The organism is Stenotrophomonas sp. YJH_SMC_48-3 (genome assembly GCF_059369375.1).
The window spans coordinates 52,795-78,851 of record NZ_JCAFSQ010000013.1 but is presented as its reverse complement, the minus strand read 5'-3'; the positions used below and the strand labels follow the sequence as shown (position 1 = coordinate 78,851).

18 protein-coding genes and 1 riboswitch are annotated in these 26,057 nt (G+C 66.1%); of the genes, 7 read left to right on the top strand and 11 right to left on the bottom strand.

Translation table 11 applies throughout. The features are described 5' to 3' along the window. Window positions 1-50 precede the first annotated feature (50 nt). Window positions 51-824: an SDR family oxidoreductase gene (locus tag AC5P65_RS18345; protein WP_111099202.1), complete on the top strand. Its 774-nt coding sequence runs from the start codon at window positions 51-53 to the stop codon at window positions 822-824. A gap of 107 nt (window positions 825-931) precedes the next feature. Here the strand turns inward: AC5P65_RS18345 and leuB are convergent, their stop codons facing one another. The 9 genes from leuB to ilvC all read right to left on the bottom strand — a co-directional run bounded on the left by leuB (window position 932) and on the right by ilvC (window position 10,586). Continuing rightward, window positions 932-1,993: a 3-isopropylmalate dehydrogenase gene (leuB, locus tag AC5P65_RS18340; protein WP_021202145.1), complete on the bottom strand. Its 1,062-nt coding sequence runs from the start codon at window positions 1,991-1,993 to the stop codon at window positions 932-934. Continuing rightward, the gene (gene leuD / locus AC5P65_RS18335) at window positions 1,983-2,561 is read right to left on the bottom strand and encodes a 3-isopropylmalate dehydratase small subunit (protein WP_021202144.1); all 579 of its coding nucleotides are present in this window, start codon (window positions 2,559-2,561) and stop codon (window positions 1,983-1,985) included. The genes leuB and leuD overlap by 11 nt, the downstream gene beginning before the upstream one ends. Further along, complete coding sequence (gene leuC, locus AC5P65_RS18330; protein ID WP_021202143.1) at window positions 2,561-3,979, bottom strand: 3-isopropylmalate dehydratase large subunit; 1,419 nt, start codon at window positions 3,977-3,979, stop codon at window positions 2,561-2,563. The genes leuD and leuC overlap by 1 nt, the downstream gene beginning before the upstream one ends. A 60-nt stretch (window positions 3,980-4,039) precedes the next feature. Next, window positions 4,040-4,819 (bottom strand): class I SAM-dependent methyltransferase, encoded by a 780-nt coding sequence (locus tag AC5P65_RS18325; RefSeq protein WP_180832760.1) that lies wholly within the window; start codon window positions 4,817-4,819, stop codon window positions 4,040-4,042. Window positions 4,820-4,829: 10 nt separating this feature from the next. After that, complete coding sequence (locus AC5P65_RS18320; RefSeq protein WP_180832761.1) at window positions 4,830-6,416, bottom strand: 2-isopropylmalate synthase; 1,587 nt, start codon at window positions 6,414-6,416, stop codon at window positions 4,830-4,832. Further along, window positions 6,413-7,504, bottom strand: coding sequence for a threonine dehydratase (locus AC5P65_RS18315; protein ID WP_111099069.1), 1,092 nt, complete (start codon window positions 7,502-7,504; stop codon window positions 6,413-6,415). Before AC5P65_RS18315 ends, AC5P65_RS18320 begins: the two co-directional genes overlap by 4 nt. A 96-nt stretch (window positions 7,505-7,600) precedes the next feature. Beyond that, window positions 7,601-7,852, bottom strand: coding sequence for an ACT domain-containing protein (locus tag AC5P65_RS18310; protein WP_005410947.1), 252 nt, complete (start codon window positions 7,850-7,852; stop codon window positions 7,601-7,603). Further along, window positions 7,836-9,572 carry an acetolactate synthase 2 catalytic subunit gene (gene ilvG / locus AC5P65_RS18305; RefSeq protein WP_058983527.1) on the bottom strand — a complete coding sequence of 579 codons (1,737 nt, stop codon included), beginning with the start codon at window positions 9,570-9,572 and terminating at the stop codon, window positions 7,836-7,838. The genes AC5P65_RS18310 and ilvG overlap by 17 nt, the downstream gene beginning before the upstream one ends. 39 nt (window positions 9,573-9,611) lie before the next feature. Next, window positions 9,612-10,586 (bottom strand): ketol-acid reductoisomerase, encoded by a 975-nt coding sequence (gene ilvC, locus AC5P65_RS18300; RefSeq protein WP_021202138.1) that lies wholly within the window; start codon window positions 10,584-10,586, stop codon window positions 9,612-9,614. A gap of 659 nt (window positions 10,587-11,245) precedes the next feature. Here ilvC and ggt point away from each other — a divergent pair. Then, window positions 11,246-12,964, top strand: a complete 1,719-nt coding sequence (gene ggt / locus AC5P65_RS18295; protein WP_111099071.1) for a gamma-glutamyltransferase — start codon at window positions 11,246-11,248, stop codon at window positions 12,962-12,964. A gap of 640 nt (window positions 12,965-13,604) precedes the next feature. Here the strand turns inward: ggt and AC5P65_RS18290 are convergent. After that, window positions 13,605-15,182 carry a BCCT family transporter gene (locus tag AC5P65_RS18290; RefSeq protein ID WP_111098781.1) on the bottom strand — a complete coding sequence of 526 codons (1,578 nt, stop codon included), beginning with the start codon at window positions 15,180-15,182 and terminating at the stop codon, window positions 13,605-13,607. 245 nt (window positions 15,183-15,427) lie between these two features. Beyond that, a riboswitch (TPP riboswitch) is annotated at window positions 15,428-15,528 on the top strand. 82 nt (window positions 15,529-15,610) lie between these two features. Between AC5P65_RS18290 and thiC the strand changes: the two genes are divergently transcribed. The 5 genes from thiC (at window position 15,611) to AC5P65_RS18265 (ending at window position 24,733) form a co-directional block, all read left to right on the top strand. Then, window positions 15,611-17,455 carry a phosphomethylpyrimidine synthase ThiC gene (gene thiC / locus AC5P65_RS18285; protein WP_111098780.1) on the top strand — a complete coding sequence of 615 codons (1,845 nt, stop codon included), beginning with the start codon at window positions 15,611-15,613 and terminating at the stop codon, window positions 17,453-17,455. A gap of 93 nt (window positions 17,456-17,548) precedes the next feature. After that, the gene (locus tag AC5P65_RS18280) at window positions 17,549-18,220 is read left to right on the top strand and encodes an ion channel (RefSeq protein WP_019662036.1); all 672 of its coding nucleotides are present in this window, start codon (window positions 17,549-17,551) and stop codon (window positions 18,218-18,220) included. Between the two features lie 259 nt (window positions 18,221-18,479). Continuing rightward, a complete protein-coding gene (locus tag AC5P65_RS18275) occupies window positions 18,480-20,804 on the top strand; it encodes a winged helix-turn-helix domain-containing protein (RefSeq protein WP_111098779.1) in 2,325 nt (774 codons plus the stop codon). Window positions 20,805-20,919: 115 nt separating this feature from the next. Continuing rightward, the gene (locus AC5P65_RS18270; RefSeq protein WP_019662034.1) at window positions 20,920-21,819 is read left to right on the top strand and encodes a helix-turn-helix transcriptional regulator; all 900 of its coding nucleotides are present in this window, start codon (window positions 20,920-20,922) and stop codon (window positions 21,817-21,819) included. A gap of 49 nt (window positions 21,820-21,868) precedes the next feature. Continuing rightward, window positions 21,869-24,733, top strand: a complete 2,865-nt coding sequence (locus AC5P65_RS18265; protein WP_180832762.1) for a TonB-dependent receptor domain-containing protein — start codon at window positions 21,869-21,871, stop codon at window positions 24,731-24,733. A gap of 178 nt (window positions 24,734-24,911) precedes the next feature. On the opposite strand, the gene AC5P65_RS18260 is transcribed toward AC5P65_RS18265, so the two are convergent. Continuing rightward, window positions 24,912-26,033 carry an HDOD domain-containing protein gene (locus tag AC5P65_RS18260; RefSeq protein WP_111098777.1) on the bottom strand — a complete coding sequence of 374 codons (1,122 nt, stop codon included), beginning with the start codon at window positions 26,031-26,033 and terminating at the stop codon, window positions 24,912-24,914. Window positions 26,034-26,057: the final 24 nt, after the last annotated feature.

Sequence of the window (26,057 nt, the reverse complement as noted above, 5' to 3'; positions counted from 1 at the left end):
CGTCAGGGCAGGGTTGCCACCCCGGGTAGCCCCCTCCCGAGACCGAAGCCATGACCGAGCATTCCCTCAAGGGCAAGACCGTGCTGATCGCCGGCGGCGCCAAGAACCTGGGCGGCCTGATCGCCCGCGACTTCGCCGCACAGAGCGCCAAAGCCATCGTCATCCACTACAACAGTGCCGCTACCCAGGCGGATGCAGAAGCGACTGTAGCCGCAGTGCAGGCCGCCGGCAGCAAGGCGGTGGCCCTGCAGGGGGACCTGACCTCGGCGGCAACGATGGAGCGCTTGTTCGCCGATGCCGTGGCCGCAGTCGGCCGTCCCGACATCGCCATCAATACGGTCGGCAAGGTATTGAAGAAACCGCTGCTGGACATCAGCGAAGCGGAGTACGACGAGATGAGCGCGGTCAACGCCAAGGCGGCGTTCTTCTTCCTCAAGGAAGCCGGCCGCCACGTCAACGACGGTGGTCGCATCTGCACCCTGGTCACCTCATTGCTGGGTGCCTACACGCCGTTCTATTCCAGCTACGCCGGTACCAAGGCGCCAGTCGAGCACTTCACCCGCGCGGCGTCGAAGGAGTTCGGTGAGCGCGGCATCTCGGTGACTGCGATCGGGCCCGGCCCGATGGACACGCCGTTCTTCTACCCGGCTGAGAGTGCCGATGCGCAGGCGTACCACAAGACCGCGGCCGCGCTCTCGGCGTTCACCCGCACCGGGCTGACCGACATCGCCGATATCGTGCCGTGGATCCGCTTCCTGGTCACCGATGGCTGGTGGATGACGGGGCAGACCATCCTGGTCAATGGTGGGTACACCACCAAATAATGCAGCCACGCCTGGCGTGGCTGCCTGCTACCTGTAGAGTCGAGCCATGCTCGACTGCTGTTGCATGAGCCGAGCATGGCTCGGCTCTACAGGTGTTGCCCGATGGGTCAGCGCAGCTTGGCGAGCACGGCGTCGGTGGCAGCGGCGGTACTCACCGCCTGGCCCTTGGCGGCCAGATCGGCGGTGAACACGCCATCGTCCAGCACGGCGTGCACTGCAGCTTCCACCGCCGCAGCCTCGGCTTCCAGCCCCAGCGAATGGCGCAGCAGCATCGCGGCGCTGAAGATCGTCGCGTACGGATTGGCGATGCCCTTGCCGGCGATGTCCGGGGCCGAACCGTGGATCGGTTCGTAGATGCCGACCGCACCCGGCTCACCCAGCGAGGCCGACGGCAGTAGGCCGAGCGAGCCGGCCAGCATCGAGGCTTCGTCGGTGAGGATGTCGCCGAACATGTTCTCGGTGACGATCACGTCGTACTCGCGCGGCTTGGCCAGCAGGTGCATGGCCATCGAATCGACCAGCTGGTGCTCCAGCGCCACCTCCGGGAACTCCTCGCGGCCGATGCGAGCGGCCACGTCACGCCACAGGCGCGAGGTCTCCAGCACGTTGGCCTTGTCCACCGAGGTGACCTTGCCACGCCGCTGCTGGGCCAGGCGGAAGGCACTGCGCAGCACGCGTTCGATCTCGGCCACCGTGTAGCGGCACAGGTCGCTGGCGCTGTCGGCGTCGCGGGTCTTGTCGCCGAAGTAGATGCCACCGGTCAGCTCGCGCACCACCACGAAGTCCACGCCCTGCAGCAGCTCGGCCTTGATCGGCGAGGCATGCAGCGCGGCTTCGTGGGTGCGCACCGGGCGCAGGTTGGCGTACAGGCCCAGCGCCTTGCGGATCGCCAGCAGGCCCTGTTCGGGGCGCACCTTGGCATTCGGGTCGGACCACTTCGGGCCGCCGACCGCGCCCAGCAGCACGGCGTTGGCGGCCTGGCAGGCTTCCAGGGTCGACGCCGGCAGCGGTTCACCGTGGCGGTCGATGGCAACGCCACCGATGTCGTGCTCGCTGAAGGTGAAGGTGTGGTTGAAGCGCTCGGCGACGGCCTTCAGGACGGCCACTGCCGCGGCGGCCACTTCCGGGCCGATGCCATCACCGGGCAGGACAACAATTTCAGCGTGCATGCTCACTCTCGTAGCGTTCGATTTCAGGGACACGGCCCAACAGATACCCCAACTGGTCCACGCCTTCCAGCAGGCAGGTCTGCGAGAAGCCATCCAGCGGGAAGGAATAGACGCGGCCATCGGGCGTGCGCAGTTCGCGCGCAGCCACGTCGATGGTCAGCGCATCGTCCGGGCGCTGCATCAGCGCCTGCACGTCGGCCTCGTCCAGCACGATCGGCAGCAGGCCGTTCTTCAGCGCGTTGCCGCGGAAGATATCGGCGATCTCGCTGCTGACGATGGCACGCAGGCCCAGGTCGGTCAGCGCCCACGGCGCATGTTCGCGCGAAGAACCGCAGCCGAAGTTGCGGCCCGCCAGCAGGATGCTGCGGCCGGCGTTGTGCGGCTGGTTGAAGGCGAAGTCGGCCACCGGCGAACCATCAGCCTGCCAGCGCCAGTCATTGAACGCGTTGCGGCCCAGGCCGGCACGCTCGGTGGTGGACAGGAACCGTGCCGGGATGATCTGGTCGGTGTCGATGTTGGTCTGGCGCAGCACCACGCTGGCCGAGGTCAGGGTACGGAAACCGGCCATCACGCCACCTCCTGTGCGAACAGTTCGCGGGTATCGGCCACGTGCCCGTTGACCGCGGCCCACGCCGCGCTCATCGGCGAAGCCAGCAGGGTGCGCGAACCGGGGCCTTGGCGGCCCTCGAAATTGCGGTTGCTGGTGCTCACGGCCAGCTGGCCGGGCGCGACCAGATCGCCGTTCATGGCGATGCACATCGAACAGCCCGGCTCGCGCCACTCGGCCCCGGCAGCGCGCACGATCTCGTGGATGCCCTCGGCCTCGGCCTCGCGCTTGACGATCTCCGAACCTGGCACCACCAGCATGCGCACCCGCTCAGCGACACGGCGGCCGCGCAGCACCTGCGCGACCTCGCGCATGTCACTCAGGCGGCCGTTGGTGCACGAACCGACGAACACCACGTCCACCGGCGTGCCGGCCAGTGCCTTGCCGGCCTGGAAGTGCATGTAGTCCAGGCCTTTCTGTGCGGCGGCATCGTTGGCGGCGGGAATCGGCGCATCCACCGCGATGGCGGTGCCCGGATGCGTGCCCCAGGTCAGGGTCGGGCGGATGTCGGTGGCGTCGATGCGTACTTCGCTGTCGAAGCGCGCGCCGTCATCACTGCGCAGCTGCTGCCAGCGCGCCACCGCAGCCTCGAAATCGGCGCCCTTTGGGCCGCGCGGGGTGTTGGCGACGAAGTCGAAGGTGACCTGGTCGGGCGCGACCATGCCGGCGCGTGCACCGGCCTCGATCGACATGTTGCACAGGGTCATGCGCTGTTCCATGTCCATCGCTTCGATGGTGCTGCCACGGAACTCGATGACGTGGCCGGTGCCGCCGTTGACGCCGATCACGCCGATGATGTGCAGCACCACGTCCTTGGCGCCGACGCCGGGCGCCAGCGGGCCATCGACGGTGATCGCAAAGGTCTTCGCCTTGCGCTGAAGCAGGCACTGCGTGGCCAGCACATGGCCGACTTCGCTGGTGCCGATGCCGAACGCCAGCGAACCGAAGGCCCCGTGGGTGGATGTGTGGCTGTCGCCGCAGACGATGGTCATGCCCGGCTGGGTGAAGCCCTGTTCCGGCGCGATCACGTGGACGATGCCGCGATTGTCCGAGGCCATGTCGAACAGCTCGATGCCGTGCTCGGCGCAGTTGCGTGCCAGCGTGGCGACCTGTGCCTCGGAGGCGGCGCTGGCATAGGGTAGCGTGCCGTCCGCGGCGGCCGGCAGGGTCGGCGTGGAGTGGTCCATCGTCGCCTTGGTGCGGTCCGGGCGGCGCGGCGACAGGCCGCGCTCGCGCAGCTCGGTGAACGCCTGCGGCGAGGTCACCTCGTGGATCAGGTGCAGGTCGATGTACAGCACGGCGGGCGCGCTGTCGGATTCGGGAACCACCACGTGGGCGTCCCACAGTTTGTCGTACAGGGTGCGGGGAGCGGAAGTCATGCGTATGCCTGGCAGAAGTACGAAATAGCGAACATCAGTAAAGAAAGCGGAACGGTCAAGTCAGCGACGGCGGGCGAGCACGCGCAGCCGCACATAGTCCGCCAGCGGCTGGCCGGCGGCGTTGCGCGGCAGCTCGGCCAGCAGCGCGCTCGCGGCCTCGCGCACCGTAGCGCGTGCCTCGGCTGGCAGGTCGTCCAGCAGCGGCGCGGCGAACACGCGCAGCCAGCCGGCCACGCCGGTCGGCAATGCCGTTGGGCGCGGCGTGCACTCGATCAGTTGCACCTGGAAGCCATGCTGGCGCAGGCGGTCGGCGTAGGTATCGGCCGTCGGGAAATACCACTGGAAGGTGCTGGCGCCATGGCCGTGGGCCACGCGCGCGGCCTGTACCGCCGCGATGATCGTGGCCACGTTGCCATGGCCACCGAATTCGGCGACAAAGCGGCCGCCGGGGCGCAGGGCGCGGCGCACGCCTTCCAGCACGCGGTCGGGAGTGCCCATCCAATGCAGTGCCGCGTTGCTGAACACTGCATCGAACTCGCTGTTGAACGACAGTGCGTGGCCGTCCATCACCTGGGCATCGACACCGCGCGCGCGGGCGGCGATCACCAGTTCCGGCGAGGCATCCACGCCGTGGATGCGCGCACCGCTCAGCGCCAGTTCGGTGCTGAGCACACCATCGCCACAGCCCAGGTCGAGGATGCGTTCACCCGCGCGCGGGTCGAGCAGGCGCGAGACCGCGCCGCCGAGCAGAGGCACGAAGCCGGCATCGATCGCATAGTCCTGGGCATTCCACTGCTGGCCAGCGGCGCTGGCCGGGGTGGGGGTGTCGAAGGCGCTCATGGCGGGTTCCTCAGGCGGTGGCGGGGGTGGGAACGTCGGTGCTGCTGTGGGCGGCGGCCTGGCGCTGGCGCAGCAGACGATTGGCAACATCCAGCCAGGCCAGCGCGGAGGCTTCGATGATGTCCTTGCTGGTGCCGGTGCCGTCGTACTCCACGCCCTCGTGGCGCACGCTCAGGTTGGCTTCGCCACGCGCATCGGCGCCGATGCCGACGCTGTGCACGTGGTAGCTGTCCAGCATCAGCTGCACGCCGGTGGCGGCCGACAGCGCGCCGAACAGCGCATCGACCGGGCCGTCGCCCTGTGCGGTTTCGGCCACGCGGTTGCCGTCCGGGTCGGACAGTTCGACCAGCGCGTTGGCGCGGCTGCCCACATCGCTGATGGTCATCGAGGCCAAGCGGTAGCCCTGTGCATTGGAGCCGCCCTGCATCAGCGTCTGCAGGTCGGCATCGGTGACCACGCGCTGCTGCTCGCACAGGCCCTTGAACTGCTCGAATACCAGCTTCAGTTCGTCTTCGTCCAGCCAGAAACCCAGCGCGCGCAGGCGCGCTTCGACGGCGGCGCGACCGCTGTGGCGGCCCAGCACCATCTGCGAATCCTCCCAGCCCACGTCTTCCGGACGCATGATTTCGTAGGTGCCGCGATGGCGCAGCATGCCGTGCTGGTGGATGCCCGATTCGTGGGCAAAGGCATTGGCACCGACGATGGCCTTGTTGCGCTGTACCGGCATGCCGACCAGGCGCTGCAGCAGCTGCGAGGTGCCGACGATGCGCGGGGTGTTGATCGAACTGTCCTGCTCGTAGAAGGCCTGGCGCACCTTCAGCACCATCGCGATCTCTTCCAGCGAGCAGTTGCCGGCGCGCTCGCCGATGCCGTTGATGGTGCACTCGACCTGGCGCGCGCCACCTTCGATGGCGGCCAGCGAGTTGGCCACGGCCAGGCCCAGGTCGTTGTGGCAGTGCGCGCTGAAGATCACATTGGCGGCGTTCGGAACGTCGGCGACGCCGGCGATGACCTGCTGGAACATCGCGCGGATTTCTTCCGGCGTGGTGAAGCCGACGGTGTCGGGCAGGTTGATGGTGGTGGCGCCGGCGGCAATGGCCACGCGCGAGACTTCGATCAGGTAGTCCAGCTCGGTGCGGGTGGCATCCTCGGCCGAGAATTCGACATCGTCGATGTACGAGCGTGCCAGCGATACATGCTTGCGTACCGATTCCAGTACCTGCTCGCGGGTCATCCGCAGCTTGTGTTCGCGGTGCAGCGGGCTGGTCGACAGGAACACGTGCAGGCGCGGGTTGGCCGCGGCTTCCAGTGCACTTGCCGAGGTCTCGATATCGGCCTGCAGGCAGCGCGACAGCACCGCCAGGCTCAGGCTCGGTCGGCGCAGTTCGCGGCCGATCAGTGCCATCGCCTCGCGGTCGGACTGCGAGCTGGCCGGGAAGCCGGTTTCGATGATGTCCACACCCAGTTCGTCCAGCGCACGCGCCATCACCAGCTTCTGCGGCGGGCTCATGCTGCAGCCGGGGGACTGCTCGCCGTCACGCAGGGTGGTGTCGAAGATGCGGATGCGCGGGGTGGTAATTCGTTCGATGGTGGTCACAGGGAAATCTCCTCGACAGCGGGCGTTGCGGCTTGCAGGTGGGAAGGGGAAGAGGTGGGGGAGGACGGCGCGCTGGCCCTGGCGGGCGAGCGGGGTGTTTCGCTGCGCCGTCGCCGCGGTTTGCGCGGCGGGCGCGGCCGGATGTCGGTAAGCAGGCCGGCCAGCACGCCGGCATCGATGTTGCCGCCGGAGACCACTGCGCACTTGCGGCGGCCCGCGACGCGGCGGCCGGCAGCCAGCGCCAGCGCGCCGGCGCCCTCGGCGATGATGTGTTCTTCCAGCGCCAGCCGCACCAGGGTTTCGCGCAGCTCGGCTTCGCGCACGATCACCACGTCGTCCAGCAGCGAGGTGCACAGGCGGCGGGTCAGGAAGCCGGGGATCTTCACTCGCACGCCATCGGCCAGCGAGGCGACGGGGGCGATCTCGCGGGCATCGCCACGGATCGCGCGCGCCATCGAATCAACGCCTTCTACCTGTGCACCAACCACGCGCACGCCCTGTGATTTCAGCGCCAGGGCTACGCCGGAGGCCAGTCCACCGCCGCCGATCGGCACGATCACCACGTCAGGGGCATGCGCGGCCAGTTCGATGCCGACCGTGCCCTGGCCGGCGATCACGTCGGCATCATCGAACGCGGACAGGAAGCGGTAGCCGTGGCGCCGCGCCAGTTCGACCGCGAAGGCGTAGGCCTCGTCGTAGCTGTTGCCGTGCTGGCGCACGGTGGCGCCCCAGTGGGCGACGCCGGCAATCTTGGTGGCGGGTGCACCATGGGGCATCACAGTGATGGCCGGCACATCCAGGCGATAGGCCGCCCACGCAACGCCCTGGGCGTGGTTGCCGGCCGAGGCGCAGATCACCGGCCGGGTATCGCCGCGCTCGCGGCCGGCCAGCAGCGCGTTCAACGCGCCGCGCACCTTGTAGGAACCGGTGCGCTGCAGGTTCTCCAGCTTCAGCCAGGTACCGAAGCGCTCGGCATGGTGCAGCGGAGTGGGCGGCAGGAAGCGGCGCAGGCGGGCCTGCGCCGCCAGTACGTCGGCAACGCTTACGTCGCCGGCATCGCTTTCCTGGCTGGCATCAGCGGCCGGCATGGGCCACCAGCGCGGTGCGGGCGACCGCCGCATGCGGGCACGGGCGGCGAAGAAGACGCCTCCGTACCGGCACCGTGGTCGCTACGGTACGGGTGTTCATGGCGATACTCCTTCCACGGCGGTGACCTGTACGGACACGCAGTCGTAGATCTTCTCGATCTGCCGGCACAGCGTTTCCGCCGGGCGCTGGCCATCCACGACCAGCTGCAGGTGCCAGCGGCCATCGTCGGCAGCTACCGGCGCGCCGCTGATCGCACGCGGCGCGAAGCCGCGACGTTCGGCCATGCCGATCACGCGCAGCAGCGCGCCTTCGGCCGGGTGCAGCACCAGGTCAAGCCGGTATTGCATTGGGGGTCTCCTGGCGGGCATGGGCGGGATTGCTTTCCAGCATCGTGCTGTTGGCGGTGTTCGGCGGCACCAGCGGCCACACGTTGGCGCGTGCATCGATGGCCACGTGCAGCAGGGCCGGGCCCGGCTCGGCCAGCAGCGCGGCCAGGCCGCCTTCCACGTCGTCGCGGTTGTCGATGCGGGTGGCGGCGATGCCGAACACCTGCGCCAATGCCACGAAGTCCGGGTTGTCGGACAGGTCGATCTCGCTGTAACGCTCGGCGAAAAACAGTTCCTGCCACTGCCGCACCATGCCCAGCGAACTGTTGTCCAGCAGCACGATCTTCACCGGCAGGCGGCAGCGGGCGATGGTCGCCAGCTCCTGCACGTTCATCATGAAGCTGCCATCGCCGGACACCAGCACCACGGTGCGGTCGGGGCAGGCAAACTGCGCACCCATCGCCGCCGGCAGGCCGAAGCCCATGGTGCCCAGCGCGCCGCTGGTCAGGTGGTTGCGCGGGTGGTTGAAGCGGCAGTGCTGGGCCACCCACATCTGGTGCTGGCCGACATCGCAGGCGATCACCGCATCGGCCGGGGCCAGCTCGCTCAGGCGCTTCAGCAACGCCGGTGCGTAGATGTGCTGGCCCGGTGCGTCGTAGCGTGCGGCGAAGCGATCGCGATGCTGCGCACAGCGCTTGCGCCACGCCTCCTGGTGGGCCTTGGGGGAGGGGAAGGCCGCACGCAGGGCGCGGATGGCGTGACCGACGTTGCCAGGCACGGCGACATCGGCGCTGCGCAGCTTGGAGATCTCGTAGGCGTCCGCATCGATGTGGACCACACGGGCGAACGGGGCGAACTCGGCCAGCTTGCCGGTGGCACGGTCGTCGAAACGCGCCCCCAGCACCAGCAGCAGGTCGCTTTCCTGCACCGCCATGTTGGCCGCGCGAGTGCCGTGCATGCCCAGCATGCCCAGCGACTGCGGATGGCTGGCCGGCAGGGCACCCAGGCCGCGCAGGGTCATCACGGTGGGGATGGCACTGGCCTCGACGAAGTCGCGCAGGTCCTGCACGGCATCGCCCAGCGCGATGCCGCCACCGGCGTAGACCACCGGCTTCTCGGCTGCGGCCAGCGCGGCGATGGCCTCGGCGATGGCGGCCTCGGCCGGCGCCGGCGGCGGTTCGACGCTGCTGGGCACATGCGCCGGCAGATGGCTGGCATCGGCCAACTGCACATCCTTGGGCAGGTCGATCAGCACCGGGCCGGGGCGACCCTCACGGGCAATGCGGAACGCATCGGCCACCACGCGCGGCAGGTCATCGACGCTGCGCACCAGCCAGCTGTGCTTGACGATCGGCATCGTCAGGCCGAACACATCCAGTTCCTGGAAGGCGTCGGTGCCCAGCAGCGGCGTGCCGACCTGGCCGGTGATGCAGACCATCGGTACCGAATCGAGCATCGCATCGGCAATGCCGGTGACCAGGTTCGAGGCGCCCGGGCCCGATGTGGCTACGCAGACGCCGACCTGGTTGCTGGCGCGGGCGAAGCCGTTGGCGGCCAGCGCCGCGCCCTGCTCATGGCGTACCAGGATGTGCTTCAGCGACGAATCCACCAGCGCGTCGTAGAACGGCATGATGGTGCCACCTGGATAGCCGAACAGCGTGCGGACGCCTTCGGCCTCCAGCGCCTGGGTCAGCCAGCGCGCGCCGTTGGGCGGCGCGCTGCGATGTGTCGAAGAGTTCATGGGGGAACCTTGCAAAGCGGGTGGGGGAGGGCCGCGCGTTTACGCGGCCTGTCCTTGCAACCAGACCATCTTGGCGCGCAGTTCCTTGCCCACCTTCTCGATCGGGTGCTCCAGGTCGGCCTGCTTGAACCTGTTGTAGTTCGGCAGGCCCGCTTCGTACTCGGCCACCCAGTTCTTGGTGAAGGTGCCGTCCTGGATGTCCTTCAGTACTTCCTTCATGCGTTCCTTGGTGCCGGCATCGATCACACGCGGGCCGCTGACGTAGTCGCCGTACTGCGCGGTCTCGGAGATGAACTCCAGCATGCGCGAGATGCCACCTTCGTAGAACAGGTCCACGATCAGCTTCAGTTCGTGCAGCACTTCGTAATAGGCGATTTCCGGCTGGTAACCGGCTTCCACCAGGGTCTCGAAGCCCGCCTGCACCAGCGCCGAAGCGCCACCGCACAGCACCGCCTGCTCGCCGAACAGATCAGTTTCGGTCTCTTCCTTGAAGGTGGTCTGGATCAGGTTGGCGCGGGCGCCACCCAGGCCGGCTGCATAGGCGAGTGCGTACTCGGCGGCCTTGCCGCTTTTGTCCTGGTAGACCGCCCAGATGCACGGCACGCCGCGGCCGATTTCATATTCACGACGGACCAGCGCGCCCGGGCCCTTCGGTGCGACCAGCACCACGTCGAGGTCGTCGCGCGGCTTGATCATGTCGAAGTGCACGTTCAGGCCGTGCGCGAACAACAGCACCGCACCCTGTTTCATGTTCGGCGCCAGCACATCGTCGTAGAGCTTCTTCTGCACCATGTCCGGCGTCAGCACGGCGACCAGGTCGGCATCCTTCACCGCATCGGCCGGTGCTTTCACGGTGAAGCCATCGGCCTGCGCCTTGACCTCGGTCGGGCCGCCCGGACGCAGGCCTACCACCACATCGAAGCCGGATTCGCGCAGGTTCAGTGCGTGGGCGCGGCCCTGGCTGCCGTAGCCGATGACGGCGATCTTGGTCTGGGGCAGGTCGTTGGTGCTCATGGGGGAGGTTCCTTGCGGTGGGAAGAAAAAAGAACGGCCGGTCGTCGAGGTGACGTACCGGCCGGTCAGGGGAAAGCGGTGGAGGAGGCGCTGCGCATCGCACAGGCACAGCCACCACGAGGCGTGGTGGTGGTCCGGGGCCGGGCTTTGCACTGAGCGTTGGTCATGGTGGTTGCGTCTGAAACCAGGTCCTGAAATGAAAAAACCCGCACCGGGGCGGGTGCGGGTTTTGATGAGTTCCGGTGTGTTTGTTGCTTACACGCTGGCTCGTCCCGCACCTGGTGGCTGGGTAATAAGTACGAGCACAAGAATCGAACGCAGCGAGGCGGCGCCGGTGTCGGCGGCTTCAATGTGGGTTCGCAGTGGCGTGTTGTGATGCAACATGTGATCGAGAGAAACACAGCCGTTTTGGCGGTGTCAACCCTCGCGACGGTTTTTTTATCGGTTTCCAGTGAATCCAGCGCAATCGCTTGCGGCACAAGGATGGTTGCTGCTGAAAGTGTTTCGGTGAACCCGAATTCACTCCTTTCTGGGCGGTTTTTGCGCGGAATCCGTTGGATTCTTCCACCCCAGGATCAACGTCCATGACGTCTGTCCGATACCGCGTGAAGGCCGCAGCGGCGAAGATCGGGGAACCACCCGTCCATCGGAACCCGACCGTGTCCCGACGCCTTGCCCGTTCCCTGCTCGCCGCCGCCGTGCTGGCTGCCGTGCCCGCGCTGTCCTTTGCCGCCGACCGCATTACCGGCCACACCTTCGCCTCCCGTTCGGAGGTGATCGCCCCCCATGCGATGGCCGCCACCTCGCAGCCGCTGGCCACCCAGATCGCGCTGGACGTGATGAAGGGCGGTGGCTCGGCGGTGGATGCCGCCATCGCGGCCAACGCAGCGCTGGGCCTGATGGAGCCCACCGGCAACGGCGTCGGCGGCGACCTGTTCGCCATCGTCTGGGACCCGAAGACGCAGAAGCTCTATGGCTACAACGGCTCGGGGCGCTCGCCGAAATCGCTCACCCTGGCCGAGTTCCAGCGCCGTGGCCTGAAGGACATTCCGGCCACCGGCCCGCTGCCGGTGTCGGTGCCCGGCGCGGTCGATGGTTGGTTCGCGCTGCACGAACGCTTCGGCCGCAAGCCAATGGCTGACAACCTGGCGCCGGCCATCCGCTACGCCCGCGAGGGCCACCCGGTGGCCGAAGTGATCGCCTACTACTGGGACCGCTCGGTACCCAAGCTGTCGCAGTACCCGGGCTTCAAGGAGCAGTTCACGATCAACGGCCACGCCCCGCGCAAGGGCGAGATGTGGAAGAACCCGAATCTGGCCAGCACGCTGCAGAAGATCGCCGATGGCGGACGCGACGCCTTCTACAAGGGTGACATCGCCCGCACCATCGGCGACTATTTCAAGGCCAACGGTGGCTACCTGAGCTATCAGGACATGGCCGAGCACCACGGTGAATGGGTCGAGCCGGTCAGCAGCAACTACCGTGGCTACGACGTCTGGGAGCTGCCACCCAACAGCCAGGGCATTGCCGCGCTTCAGATCCTCAACGTGCTGGAAGGCTACGATTTCTCGAAGATCCCGTTCGGCTCACCCGAGCACGTGCACCTGTTCGTCGAAGCGAAGAAGCTGGCCTTCGCCGACCGTGCACGCTTCTACGCCGACATGGCATTCCAGCCGGCGCCGGTGCAGAAGCTGATCTCCAAGGAGTACGCCGCGCAGCGCCGCGCGCTGATCTCGATGGACAAGGCGTTGAAGGAAGTGCAGCCGGGCACGCCGAAGCAGCTGGAGGAGGGCGACACGATCTACATGACCGTGGCCGACGCCGACGGCATGATGGTCTCGCTGATCCAGTCCAACTACCGCGGCATGGGCAGCGGCATGGCGCCGCCGGGGCTGGGCTTCATCCTGCAGGATCGTGGCGAGATGTTCGTGCTGCAGAAGAACCATCCCAACGGCTACGCGCCGGGCAAGCGCCCCTTCCAGACCATCATTCCGGCGTTCATCACCAAGGGCGGCAAGCCGTATGCCAGCTTCGGCGTGATGGGCGGCGCGATGCAGCCGCAGGGCCACGCGCAGATCGTGATGAACCTGGTGGACTTCGGCATGAATCTGCAGGAAGCCGGTGATGCGCCGCGCATCCAGCACGAAGGCTCGACTGAACCGACGGGTCAGGCCACGGCGATGACCGATGGTGGTGAAGTGAATCTGGAAACCGGCTTCCCGTACGAGACGGTGCGCGCGTTGATGCGCAAGGGGCATCGCATCGTGTTCGCCGATGGCCCGTATGGCGGGTACCAGGCGATCATGCGTGATCCCGAGACCGGTGTTTACTACGGTGCTTCGGAGAGCCGCAAGGATGGGCAGGCGGCGGGATATTGAGGTTTTCCGGCGACCGGGCTGAGCCCCCTCTGCGGTGGTAAGGGTTTCAGTGATGCTTGGTTTGGCCGGGCGGGTGGATTGTCTGGGGGCCGCTGCAAGTACGACCATGTAAACTCGGTCGCCGCTTGCTCGTGTGCACTGTCCTGCGCACACGGCAAGACCGGGGTTGGGCATCCGGCCCAACCCGCCCGAGGCATGCCTCGGGCCCATGCGGCTCACGCCCCCAGCCAACCCACCCGCCCGGCCACGGACAGTTTCCTGCGGCCGCCACCGCAGGAAGAGAAAGAAGAAGATCAAGAGCAAAGGCAACAGCAACAGCAACAGCCGCGCGCTGTGGGTTGGGGTCGGACCCGTTTTCCGAAGGAAAACGGATCCGACCCCTTCTTGTTTTCCGATACACCTGATCCACGCATGGCGTGGATCTACTGCCGTCACCGGGAAATTGCCGGAGGCGGGGAGGGGGCCGATGGCGGGACCGTCCACGGCATGGATGCCGTGGCCGAGCCTACAGGGACGTACTTGCGGCGTGTCCCGCCATCGGCCCCCTCACCGCCAGACCAGCAGAAATCCAGAGCCGCTTTTGAAGTTGTTGTTGCCGTTGCTTGAAAAAAGCGGTGCAGCCGCAGGCTGCAAAACCCCCTCAATCCTGATCGTGCGCGCGCGCTGCCTCCGCCTGGGTTTCCTCCTGCGCCGCCATCTCGCGTGCAATCCACGCATCGATCATGTGCCGCTGGCGCTGCGCCTGCCGCCGCTCCCGGGTGTATTCCTGGTCCAGCACCCGGTACAGGGACACCATCACAAGAAGCATCAGCAGCGCGAACGGCAGCGCAGCGATGGTGATCATGCCCTGCAGCGCCTCCAGTCCCCCTGCCAACAGCAAGGAACCCGCCACGAGCGCAATGCCGACACCCCACGCCACTTTGTGCTTGCGCAATGGCTCGCCCGCGCCGTCCGTGGACATGCTGGCCAGCACAAGTACCGCAGAATCAGCCGAGGTCACGAAGAAGATCATCAGTAGCACCAGCGCAATGCACGACAGCAGCAACGGCAGCGGCATGCTGTCGAACATGGTGAACAGCACCGTTTCATAGCCGTTGCCCAGTGCCTGCAGCAGGTCGGCCTGGCCGAAGATCTGCATCCAGATCGCGGTGCCACCGAACACCGAGAACCAGAAGAAGCCCAGCAGCGTCGGTGCCAGCACCACGCCGATCACGAACTCGCGCACGCTGCGCCCGCGCGAGATGCGCGCGATGAACGAACCCACGAACGGTGCCCAGGAGATCCACCAGGCCCAGTAGAAGATCGTCCAGTCCGCGACCCAGGTGCTGGACGAGAACGGTGACATGCGCAGGCTCATCGTCACCAGCTGATTGAGATAGGAGCCCAACGTCGTCGTGAAGGTGTTGAAGATCGCGCCAGTCGGGCCGAGTACCAGCACCAGCGCGAGCAGCAGTGCAGCCAATGCAAGGTTGAAGTTGGACAGCCATTTCATGCCGCGGCCGACGCCGCTGAGCGTGGACGCCATGTACAGTACGAAAGCCACTGCGATGATGGTCAGCTGCAGCGGCACGCCCGCCTGCACGCCGAACACGCGTTCCACGCCGGCCGCGATCTGTACCGTGCCGAAGCCCAGTGCTGTAGCCACGCCAACCGCGGTGGCGACGACCGCGGAGATGTTGACCATATGCCCGATCCAGCCACGATGGTGACGGCCGATGATCGGTTGCAACATATCGCTGATCTGGCCACGGCCGTTGCGGTTGAACTGGAACCAGGCCATTGCCAGGCCGATCAGCGCATAGATGGCCCAGGGGTGCAGGCCCCAATGGAAGAACGCATAGCGCATGGCGGCGCGCGCGGCGTCCATGCTTTCGGGCGCCAGCCCCTCCGGTGGCTTGCTGAAGTGCGAAATGGGCTCGGCGGCGCCCCAGAACACCAGGCCGATGCCCATGCCGGCAGCGAACAGCATCGACATCCAGCTGGCCCGCGAGAACTCCGGTTCGGCGTCCTCTCCGCCGATGCGCAGGTTGCCGAACCGGCCAAAGGCCAGGTACATCAGGAATACCAGGGCCAGGAACACGACCAGCAGGTAGAGCCAGCCGATGCCGCGGATGAGTTCGCCGAGGATGCTCTGCACCACGGTATTGAAGGGACCGGGTGCAACACCGGCGAGCAGCACCAGCAGCAGAACCAGTGCAATGGAAACGCGAAACACCATGAAGGGGCTTCTCCGATCAAGGGATTGAGGGGAGCGAGCAGAGCTTGCTGCGAGGGGCCGGCGACATGCAGCACAGACCGGGCAGGGGCCGCGAAGGCGGCGGGGAAACACCGGCCGCAGCGGCACGATGCGCGTGCACGTTACTGAATGCGATGTCACGGTTCTGTTAATACAGAAACAGCGGATCCACGCCGTGCGTGGATGGAACAGCCATGGGCTACAGCACGTTCTGTGCTCTAATGCACACCAAGAAGCGGGGGTACCGGGCCATGTGGCCACGGTTGAGACAGTCCCTTGGAACCTGATCCGGCTCATACCGGCGTAGGGAAGCTTTGCAATGCAGCCGTGCCCGGACTCCGCCCAAGGACCGTCCGCGCGGGGTCGCAGTGCGCCGCCGCTTCGTCCCTGACCTTCCTGGACGATGCCCGATGAACGCACAGCTCTCCGCCCTGCAGCAACAGGCCCAGCAACTCTCCGAATCCGTGACCCGGCCCATTCCCGGATCGCGCAAGATACACGTGGCCGGCTCGCGCCCGGATCTGCTGGTGCCGATGCGCGAGATCGCGCTGACCCGCACGCCGACCCTGTTCGGCGGCGAAGAGAATGCGCCGGTCACGGTCTACGACACGTCCGGCCCCTACACTGATACGGGCGTACGCATCGATCTGTCCGCAGGCCTGCCGGCGCTGCGCCGCGGCTGGGTGGAGGAACGCGGCGATACCGAACAGCTCGAAGGACTGAGTTCTTCGTTCGGCCGCGACCGCGAGCATGACCCGAAACTCGATGCCGTGCGGTTCCCTGCGCGCAGCCTGCCACGCCGTGCGCGAGCCGGCGCGAACGTCACCCAGATGCACTATGCGCGGCGCGGCATCATCACGCCGGAAATGGAGTTCGTCGCCATCCGCGAGAACCAGCGGCTCGACGCGGTCCGCGATGCCGGCCTGCTGCAGCAGCACCCGGGCGAGTCGTTCGGTGCTTCAATCCAGAAGGTGATCACACCCGAATTCGTGCGCGACGAGATCGCACGCGGCCGCGCGGTGCTGCCCAACAACATCAACCATCCGGAGAGCGAGCCGATGATCATCGGCCGCAACTTCCTGACCAAGATCAACGCCAACATCGGCAACAGCGCGGTGTCCTCGGGCATTGCCGAGGAAGTGGAGAAACTGGTGTGGGCGATCCGCTGGGGCGGTGACACGGTGATGGACCTGTCCACCGGCAAGCACATCCATGAGACCCGCGAGTGGATCATCCGCAACTCGCCGGTGGCGATCGGTACCGTGCCGATCTACCAGGCGCTGGAGAAGGTCGACGGCCGTGCCGAAGCACTTACCTGGGAGATCTTCCGTGACACGCTGATCGAGCAGGCCGAGCAGGGCGTGGACTACTTCACCATCCACGCTGGCGTGCTGCTGCGCTACGTGCCACTCACCGCCAAGCGCGTGACCGGCATTGTCAGCCGTGGTGGCTCGATCATGGCCAAGTGGTGCCTGGCGCACCACAAGGAGAATTTCCTCTACACGCATTTCGAAGACATCTGCGAGATCATGAAGGCCTATGACGTGACCTTCTCGCTGGGTGACGGCCTGCGCCCGGGCTGCATCGCCGATGCCAACGACGCCGCGCAGTTCGGTGAGCTGGAAACGCTGGGTGAGCTGACGAAGATCGCCTGGAAGCATGATGTGCAGACCATGATCGAAGGCCCCGGCCATGTGCCGATGCAGCTGATCAAGGAGAACATGGACAAGCAGCTGCGCGAGTGCGGCGAGGCGCCGTTCTATACGCTGGGCCCGCTGACCACCGACATCGCGCCGGGCTACGACCACATCACCAGCGCGATCGGTGCGGCGATGATCGGCTGGTTCGGCACGGCGATGCTCTGCTACGTGACGCCGAAGGAGCACCTTGGCCTGCCCAACCGCCAGGATGTGCGCGACGGCATCATGGCCTATCGCATTGCCGCGCACGCAGCCGACCTGGCCAAGGGGCATCCGGGCGCGCAGGTGCGCGACAACGCGCTGAGCAAGGCGCGTTTCGAGTTCCGCTGGGAAGACCAGTTCCACCTCGGCCTGGATCCGGAGAAGGCCAAGGAGTTCCATGACGAGACGCTGCCGAAGGATGCGCACAAGCTGGCCCACTTCTGCTCGATGTGCGGCCCGCACTTCTGTTCGATGAAGATCACCCAGGATGTGCGTGACTACGCCGAAGCCGGCATGAAGGAGAAGTCGGCGGAGTTCCGCGCGGCCGGTGCCGAGGTCTATCGCCAGGAGTGATGCGGAAGCGGGGGTGCCGGCCAGCGGCCGGCACTACCGCTCATCACGCCGCTCCCGGCTATCCTCCGCCCATCTTCCTGGGGAAAGGACGCCATGCCTGTTGCCATCACCACCCGTTGGCTGGCCATTGCCCGCCGTCATCCTTCGGCCTGGCTGTTGGGCGCCCAGCTGATCGCGGTGCTGCTGTACCCCGCGCTGGATGACACCGCTGCGGGCCGCGCGGCGCTGGGCATGTTCGGCATGGCGGTGCTGGGCCTGGCATTGTGGGTGGTGCAACGCAGCCCGCTGGGCACCTGGCTGGCACTGCTGCTGGCCATTCCCTCGGTGGTGTTCTCGCTGGCCGGTGCACTGCTGGACCGCACTGCGCTGCTGACCACCGCGCAACTGCTGGAGAGCCTGCTGTACTTCTATACGGCCGGTGCGCTCATTGCCTACATGCTCCAGGACCATAAAGTCACCCGCGATGAACTGTTCGCCGCAGGCGCCACATTCACGCTGCTGGCCTGGGCCTTCGCATTTGCTTTTGCCGTGTGCCAACAATGGTATCCGGGCAGTTTCCAGGGCTCCGGCGGCGGTGCACAGCGCACCTGGATGGAACTGCTTTATCTGAGCTTCAGTTTGCTCTCGGGTGTTGGCTTGAGCGACGTAGTACCCCTGCATCCGCAGGCGCGTGCCCTGGTCATGCTGGAGCAGTTTTCAGGCGTGATGTACGTGGCTTTGGTGGTTTCGCGACTGGTCGGATTGACCATGCTGCGGCGCGTGTGAAAATGAACGCCAGATAAAAATTCCGCGCCCCGCAGGGCGCGAATGGTGCAGCAAATTATGTGAATGCGTCGGCGAGAGAGAGCCTGGATGTCGACCACGCGATAGGCGAGGTAACCCGCATAGGCTAGTATTCGCCCGCTTCATTGTTTTTGCGGTATGCGCCGATGCTGTGTGCGGAATCTGGCTTTTTGTTGTCCCCGGTTGGGGGCGGTATTGCTGGTGAAACCTGCCCAGGCCCGTCCCTACTGTATCCCGGAAAATGAACAGCAGCGAAATCCAGCCGCCCGAGGCTGACCGTATCCAGGTTGGCGAATGCGTCGTCACTTTGTCCTCGCGAGAGGTCGAAGTTGAAGGTGCGCGTCGTCCGCGCCGGCTGACGCCGAAAGCGCTGGGTGTGCTGCGCGTTCTGCTGCGGCAGCCCGGCCGCGTGGTCACCCGCGAGGAGCTGTTTGCCGAAGTGTGGCCCGACACGCTGCCCACCAATGACGTGCTGACCCAGGCCGTCACGCAGCTGCGCAAGGCATTCGCCAACGACGACGACAACGGCCAGACCTATATCGAGACCATCGCCAAGAGCGGTTATCGGTTGCTGGTGCCGGTGCAGGTGCTGGAGGCGCCTGAGGCTGCCGTGGACAGCGGCGAGCTGGCCGATCTTCCGTTGCCGCCCGCGGACGCCGGTGGCAGGGCCGCGGTCGGTACGGTGCCGGTGCCGGGGCTTCGCCGGGCGTGGCGACGGGTCCGGCGCCAGGCACTGTTGGCAATCGGCATATTGATGCTTGGCACGGTGATCGTGCTGACGATGCTGCTGTTGCGGCAGCCGCCGGAAGCCAGTTCACCGGTTGATGCGGCCGTGGAGAACGGCGTTCGCGTGATCGGCAGCCCGCAGCGGCCTTACCGGCTGATCACAGCGACCAGTGGTTTTGAGACGTATCCAACACTTTCGCCCGACGGTTCCCAGGTGGCCTACGAAGGGGCCAACGACGACGGGGGGGACGGCGGTGCGATCAAGGTGCAGACCTCGGGCAATGCGCCCGCGCGCCAGTTGCTGACGCCTCCGGCCGGTGCCAACGACCGTTTCCCGAGCTGGTCGCCGGATGGGCGCGAGATCGCGTTTGCACGATTCAGCGCCGGAGGCGGCTGCCAGGTGCTGATCGCCAGTGCCACAGGTGGTGCCGTGCGCCAGGCAACCCGCTGCGACGGCACCGAGCTGCTCAGTTTTGACTGGACCCCGGATGGCCGGGGGCTGGTGTTCGGCAGCATGGTCGGACGCTATGCGCATCGCGGCATCCGCGTGCTGGATCTGGCCAGTGGCCAATGGCGTGAGCTGGATTACCGCGTCGATGCCGATGATTTCGACTATGCGCCGCGCTACTCGCCAGACGGTAAGTGGCTGGTGTTCGTGCGCAATCCGCAGATGGGTGATCTGTGGCGGATGCCCGCCGGCGGCGGTACCCCCGAGCAGCTGACCAATGAAGCGGCCGAGCAGCGAGGCTGGGCCTGGCTGGGGGATGGGCGCACCATCGTGTTCGGCCGTCGCGTGGACAGTGAAGTTCGCCTGTACTACCTCGACGTCGAGCGCCGCACGCTGCGCGACGCTGGCCTGGATGATGCGCAGTGGCCTGCGGTATCCCGGCATGGCAACGTGCTGGCGTTTGTCCACCGGCGGGCGCAGTTCGGCGTGTTCAAGGTTCCGATCGAGGGAGGACGTGCGGAACGACTGTTCGCGTCCAGTGGCCGTGATGGTCAGCCGATGGCCGCGCCCGATGGCCGCCAGCTGGCCTTCACCTCCGATCGCTCCGGCAGTTTCGCCTTGTGGTGGGCTGACATGCAGCGGCCGGACTCGCTGCGGCTGATCGAAGGCCTGCGGCCGGAGGCCCGGCAGGCACCGGACTGGGCCGCCGACAGCCGGCACCTGCTGGTGGTTGGCCGCGATGACCATGGACGTACCGTGGTCTACGAAATCTCGCCGCGTGATGAGCGGCTGCAGCCACTGCCGGTGCCCGCCGAACAACCGCTGCAGGCGCTTTACGGGGCCGGCGATGACCAGCTGCTGGTGGTGGAGCGGGATGCCGACCAGCGCACGCGCTTGAGCCTGTTCGACCGCAGCTCTCACCCCTGGCGCCGGCTGGCCAGCATTGATGGGGTGTCGCAGGCACGTTTTGATCGCGCCAGCGGACGGGTGCTGTTCACGCGCCTCGCCGCTGGTGGGCTGTGGTCGGTCGATCCGGCACTGTCACCGGCCAGTGTGCGGCAGATCACTGAAGACCTGCCGAGTCGGTGGCGCTATCGCACCTGGACCGTCGTGGGGAACGGTGGCATCGGTTACCTCGGCACGTCCACGCAGTGCGGCACGACCCTGGTCCTGATCCAGGACGGTACCGAAGTGCCGGAACGCTGCCTTGATCCGCAGCGGCTCAGCGCGGGCAATGGACTCAGTGCCAGCGCCAACGGGCGCGATCTCTACGTGGCGCTGGCGGTCAGTGACGGCGCTGACATCGGCATCATGCGGCTGCCCGAGCAAGCCCCGGCGCTGTTCCCTGCCTTCTCCAGAATGTTGATTTTGAAGAAGAATTTCTCTTCGTAATTTTTTCGTGTGGTTCTCGCCACGAATTCGTGGCGATCTCGGCAGTCTTTCCTGACGAGGCCCCACCAGATTGGGCAAAACGGAGGCCTGTACTAGGCAAATCCGTGGTGCCCCCATGCGTCAACTCTCGCTGGCCGATCGCGGCCAAACCATCTCCCTCGACAAGGCCCTGGACGACGTCGCACCGACCTGCCTGGGCGTTGCCCGGCTGGGCAGTCTGCAGACCGCAGGCAGCAGCTTCACTGTGTGGATGCAGGTGCGCGGCAGTTCCTGGGTGGAAGCCAAGGAAGGACGCTTCCGTTTGCGCCAGGGCGAGTGGATCGCCTTCGAGAAGGAATCGCGGCCGCTGGTGCAGGCCGGTCGCAACGGTTTGTGCCTGGGCCTGAACCTCACCGTCGAAGCGCTGCGCGTGCTGGCCGAGATGGCCGACTGTGGCCTGTATGCCGGGCGTGGTCGCATGAACCGCGGCGATGCACGTGTTGCGCTGCGCCTGTGGCGCGATGCGCTGGCCAGTGGCCAGCCGGCGGAGGCATTGCGCCCGCTGCTGCTGCATCTGGCGGGCCTGCAGCGCGGGCTGGCCGACAACGTGCAGCGTTGCCCGGGTCGCTCGCGCAGCCGCAAGCGCCAGGTGTTTGGCCGCATGCAGCGCGCCCGCCTGTACCTGGAAGGCAACAGCCACCGCGTGGTGCGCATCGGTGAACTGGCTGAACTGACCAACTTCTCCAGCTGGTATCTCTCCAAGACCTTCCAGAGCCTCTACGAGGAAAGTCCGCAGTCGCTTTCGGCACGGTTGCGCCTGGAACGGGCGGCCGATCTGTTGCGCGATACCGACATGATGGTGGGCGAAGTTGCTGCCGCCAGCGGTTTCGACAACTGCTGCAGCTTCGCCAGGGCCTTCCGCGCCCGTTACGGGCAGTCGGCTTCGCGCTTCCGTGAGAACGGCGGGCTGCTGCCGCCACATTCTGCAAACTCTCCGGTTGGGTCGCGCAAATGCAGCGTCGCAACGCAATCGTAACGTGCTGGGGCGTTTTAACACGCTACTAACACGTACCTTGGAGAGATTGATGAACGTTCGTATTCCTGCAGTGCGGCTCGGCTTGTTGCCGGCCGGCATTGCGCTTGCCTTGGCACCGTCCTTCGCTTCGGCGCAGGACGCAGCTGCCGGCGGCACGACCGACCTGGACCGCATTTCGGTTACCGGTTCGCGCATCCGCCAGGCGAGCATGGAAACCGCGCAGCCGGTGATCGCGCTGCAGCGCGCCGACATTGAAAAGCAGGGCTTCACCAGCGTCGGCGACATCGTGCAGAACCTGTCGGCAACCGGTTCGCCGGCGATCAGCCGCGCCGATGCCCTGAGCTCGGGCGAAGAAGTCGGCGGCCAGTACGTTGATCTGCGCAACCTCGGCCCGCAGCGCACCCTGGTACTGCTGGACGGCAAGCGCATGGGCGTCAGCTCCGGCGGTTACACCGATCTGGCCTCGATCCCGACCTCGATCGTCGAGCGCGTGGAAGTGCTGACCGACGGCGCATCGGCCATCTACGGCTCCGATGCCATTGCCGGCGTGGTCAACATCATCACCCGCAAGAACTTCGATGGCCTGGAAGCCAGCGTCTACCGCGGCCAGTACGGCCAGGGCGACGGTGACAAGGAAACCTACAACTTCGTCTACGGCATGACCAACGACCGTGGCTCGTTGACCTTGGGTGCCGAGTACAGCGACGAGAAGCCGGTGCTGGCCAAGGACCGCCGCTTCAGCGCCTATGCCAACGGCCCACGTCATCCGTTCCCGACCGAAGATGACGCCAACGGCTGGTCGGCGATCACCGAGAAGGGCGTACTGGTCAACGGCGGCAAGAACTACGTCGTGAACCCTGGCGCCGATCCGACCGATTTTGCCAACTACCATGAGCTGACCAACGCCGACCTGTCCAACCCGACGCAGCAGATGTATCTGTCGACCGGGATCAAGCGTCGCTCTGTGTTCGCCAACGGCCAGTACGATTTCACCGACAACATCCGCGGTACCGCCAACGTTCTGTATACAGAACGCGAGGCGCTGCAGCAGATCGCCGGTTACCCGTACCGCTCCAGCGCGTATGGCACCAAGCTGTCCAAGGACAGTGCGTTCAACCCGCTGGACCAGGATGTCGACTTCATGCGTCGCACCTGGGAAATGCCGCGCCAGACCAAGTCCGAGCTGAATACCTTCCGCTTCTCGGCCGGCCTGGAAGGCTCGTTCGAGTTCGGCGATAAGTACTTCGACTGGGATGTCGGTTACGTCTACAACCGTAACAAGGGCACCAAGACCGGCACCGGCAACCTGTTCATCCCGAACGTGAAGAATGCCGTCGGCCCGTCGTTCGTCGAGAACGGCGTTGCTTACTGTGGTGCCCCGGGTGCGGTCATCGCCGGTTGCACCCCGTGGAACCCGCTGCTTGGTTATGGCATCGACGGCGCTGGTTCGCTGTCCAACCCGGATCTGCAGAAGTATCTCTTCCTGCCGACTCACGACACGTCGCTGACCACCTCCAAGGTCTACAGCGCCAACCTGTCCGGCGCGCTGTTCACCCTGCCGGCCGGTGACCTGTCGTTTGCAGCAGGCTACGAGCACCGCGAAGAGCAGGCCGAATACAACCCGGATGCGCTGCTGCAGTCGGGCCTGAGCACCGACCTGGCCGGTGCGTCCACCGCCGGTGGCTACAAGCTCAACGAGTTCTTCCTCGAGCTGAACGTGCCGATCCTGGCCGACCTGCCGTTCGCCAAGGAACTGTCGGTCGACATGGCCGGCCGTTATTCGGATTACAACACCTTCGGCAACACCTTCAACAGCAAGTTCGGCCTGAAGTGGAAGCCGATCGATGACCTGCTGGTGCGCGGTACCTACGCCACGGGCTTCCGTGCGCCGACGGTGGCTGACCTGTACGGCGGCACCTCGCAGACCTTCGACAAATACACCGATCCATGCGACACCCTGTTCGGTGCCGCGGTACGTAACCCGCAGGTTGCCGCGCGCTGCGCCGGTGCCGTCCCGGCCAACTTCCGCCAGGAAGCATCCGGCGGTATCGATGCCACTGGCCCGGGGTCTCAGTCCAACTACGCCTACCTGTCCGGCTCCAATGCCGAACTGCTGCCGGAAACCTCCAAGACCTGGACCGTCGGCCTGGTGTACAGCCCGAACTTCGTACAGGGCCTGGACATCAGCCTGGACTGGTGGAAGATCCGCATCGACAACGTGATCGCGGCCGAGTCGGTTACCTCGATCCTCAACCAGTGCTACATTCTGGGCAACGCCAACGCGTGTGATCGTGTCACCCGCGATCCGGAGAATGGCTCCCAGGTGACCGACGTCACCCGCACGCTGATCAACGGTGGTTACCAGGAAACCGCTGGTTACGATCTGGGCATCAAGTACCGCCTGCCGGAGTTCTCCTTCGGCAACATCATCATCGACTGGAAGACCACCTACGTCGATTACCTGGAGTACAAGCGCGACAATGAAGAGCAGACTGCCGTCGAGCAGCACACCGGCTGGGGCACTGGCGACTGGGGTGGCAACTTCCGCGTGCGTTCGAACCTGAACATCGATTGGAGCCTGGGCAACTTCGGTGTCAACTGGGGCATGCGCTACTACTCCGGGCTGAAGGAAGAGTGTTCCTACGACCGCACCGGTGGCGCCGAGTGTAACAACCCGGACTTCTCCTCGGCCTACACCCTGGCCATTCCGGTCCGCAACACCGGTTCGAACACCTTCCACGACCTGCAGGTGCGTTACAACACTCCCTGGAACGCCACCATCTCGGCAGGTGCCAACAACGTGTTCAACCACGAGGGCCCGGTCATGTACAGCCAGCCGAACTCGAGCTTCTCGTACTACGGTGGCTTCGACATCGGTCGTTTCTACTACATGAAGTACACCCAGCGCTTCTGATCCATCGAAGCGTCACAGCAGAAAGAGGAGGGCGGGCCGCAAGGTCCGCCCTTCTTGTTTGTGCGCTGCACCGACTGAGGAGATCCACGCCATGCGTGGATGGTTCTTCAGGCACAACGGAAAAGGCAGGCCATCCGGCCTGCCTTTCATTCCCTGCGAACTCGCCCTGGGCGGTGCCTCAAGCCTCGCTGGGTACCAGTCCCATCAGGCTGTTGGCATGCTCCCGCCACTGCGGCAGCCTGTTGAGAACACCTGCGCGCTGCAGGTAGTCCTCGTCCACCGGATCACCATTGACCAGTGCCAGTGCCACGTGCACTGCGCCGGTCACCCAGAAGCTGCGTGTATTGGCACGCTGCGGCTGCAGATGGAACGCGACCGCTTCGATGATCGGCATCGGCAGGCCCCACAGGCCGAGCAGATAGGCACCGGCTTCGGCGTGGCCCGGGCGGGTGTCACCGGTCAGCGATGGTTCGCTGCGCTCGTTGCGCACGCCGGGCAGCAGCAGGCCGATGTCGGCCAGCAGCGCGGCGGTCGCGCCCAGTTCGGCGCTGGATTCGGGCAGCAGGCGTGCCGCCAGCCGCGAGGCGAGCAGGGCGCGCTGCTGCAGTGAATTGCGCTCGGCCGTGGACAGTGTCGGTGCCGAGAACACCTCGCTGGCCAGTACCAGATCGCGCAGCGTCGACAGGCCGAGGCGGGTCACGGCGGTGCGCAGGTCGGCGATGGTGCGGCCCTGGCTGAAGAACGCCGAGTTCGACAGCTGCAGCACCTTGGCCGCGATTGCCGGATCAGCGGCCACCAGCTTGGCGACGTCGGCGCTGTCGGCGTCGTCGTCATGTTCCAGTGCCTGGGTCAGGCTCAGGTACAGGTGCGGCGGCGAGGGCAGCTTCTCGATACGGCCGATGGCGTCGCGCAGGCGCGGGCTGTCCAGCACTTCACGCAGCTCTTCCAGGCTGGTCAGCGCTTCCAGCAACACTTCCGGTGCCAGCGGCAACGGCAGGAAGCGGTGGGCCACGCCGATCAGGCGTGCCGGCGGCGGCCGGTTGCCGTGCTGGGCGTCCACCAGCGCAATGCGGATGGTTTCCGGGCGCAAGGTCCGGATCTGGCCCAGCAGCGTGGTGGCATTGAGATCCGGCAGCTGCGGGCAGACGATCACTGCATCCACGCCCTGCGTGGCCACCGCGGTCATTGCGGACTGGCCATCGGTGGCGGTCAGCGGCTGCCAGTCTTCCCCAAGATCGGCAATGAATTCGGTCAGCTCGGCCGGCAGGCTGGCTGCATCCCCAACAAGCAGAATACGCACGACACATTCCCCTGGCTGTCTCGA

Excerpts from the sequence above, each read along its gene's own strand:
- AC5P65_RS18270 (WP_019662034.1), top strand. The coding sequence starts at position 20,920 with ATGCGTCAACTCTCGCTGGCCGATCGCGGCCAAACCATCTCCCTCGAC.
- ilvG (WP_058983527.1), bottom strand. The coding sequence starts at position 9,572 with ATGAACTCTTCGACACATCGCAGCGCGCCGCCCAACGGCGCGCGCTGG.
- AC5P65_RS18345 (WP_111099202.1), top strand. The coding sequence starts at position 51 with ATGACCGAGCATTCCCTCAAGGGCAAGACCGTGCTGATCGCCGGCGGC.
- AC5P65_RS18310 (WP_005410947.1), bottom strand. The coding sequence starts at position 7,852 with ATGCAATACCGGCTTGACCTGGTGCTGCACCCGGCCGAAGGCGCGCTG.
- AC5P65_RS18325 (WP_180832760.1), bottom strand. The coding sequence starts at position 4,819 with ATGAGCGCCTTCGACACCCCCACCCCGGCCAGCGCCGCTGGCCAGCAG.
- AC5P65_RS18280 (WP_019662036.1), top strand. The coding sequence starts at position 17,549 with ATGCCTGTTGCCATCACCACCCGTTGGCTGGCCATTGCCCGCCGTCAT.
- ilvC (WP_021202138.1), bottom strand. The coding sequence starts at position 10,586 with ATGAGCACCAACGACCTGCCCCAGACCAAGATCGCCGTCATCGGCTAC.
- AC5P65_RS18315 (WP_111099069.1), bottom strand. The coding sequence starts at position 7,504 with ATGCCGGCCGCTGATGCCAGCCAGGAAAGCGATGCCGGCGACGTAAGC.
- AC5P65_RS18290 (WP_111098781.1), bottom strand. The coding sequence starts at position 15,182 with ATGGTGTTTCGCGTTTCCATTGCACTGGTTCTGCTGCTGGTGCTGCTC.
- AC5P65_RS18275 (WP_111098779.1), top strand. The coding sequence starts at position 18,480 with ATGAACAGCAGCGAAATCCAGCCGCCCGAGGCTGACCGTATCCAGGTT.
- leuD (WP_021202144.1), bottom strand. The coding sequence starts at position 2,561 with ATGGCCGGTTTCCGTACCCTGACCTCGGCCAGCGTGGTGCTGCGCCAG.
- leuB (WP_021202145.1), bottom strand. The coding sequence starts at position 1,993 with ATGCACGCTGAAATTGTTGTCCTGCCCGGTGATGGCATCGGCCCGGAA.
- leuC (WP_021202143.1), bottom strand. The coding sequence starts at position 3,979 with ATGACTTCCGCTCCCCGCACCCTGTACGACAAACTGTGGGACGCCCAC.
- thiC (WP_111098780.1), top strand. The coding sequence starts at position 15,611 with ATGAACGCACAGCTCTCCGCCCTGCAGCAACAGGCCCAGCAACTCTCC.
- AC5P65_RS18265 (WP_180832762.1), top strand. The coding sequence starts at position 21,869 with ATGAACGTTCGTATTCCTGCAGTGCGGCTCGGCTTGTTGCCGGCCGGC.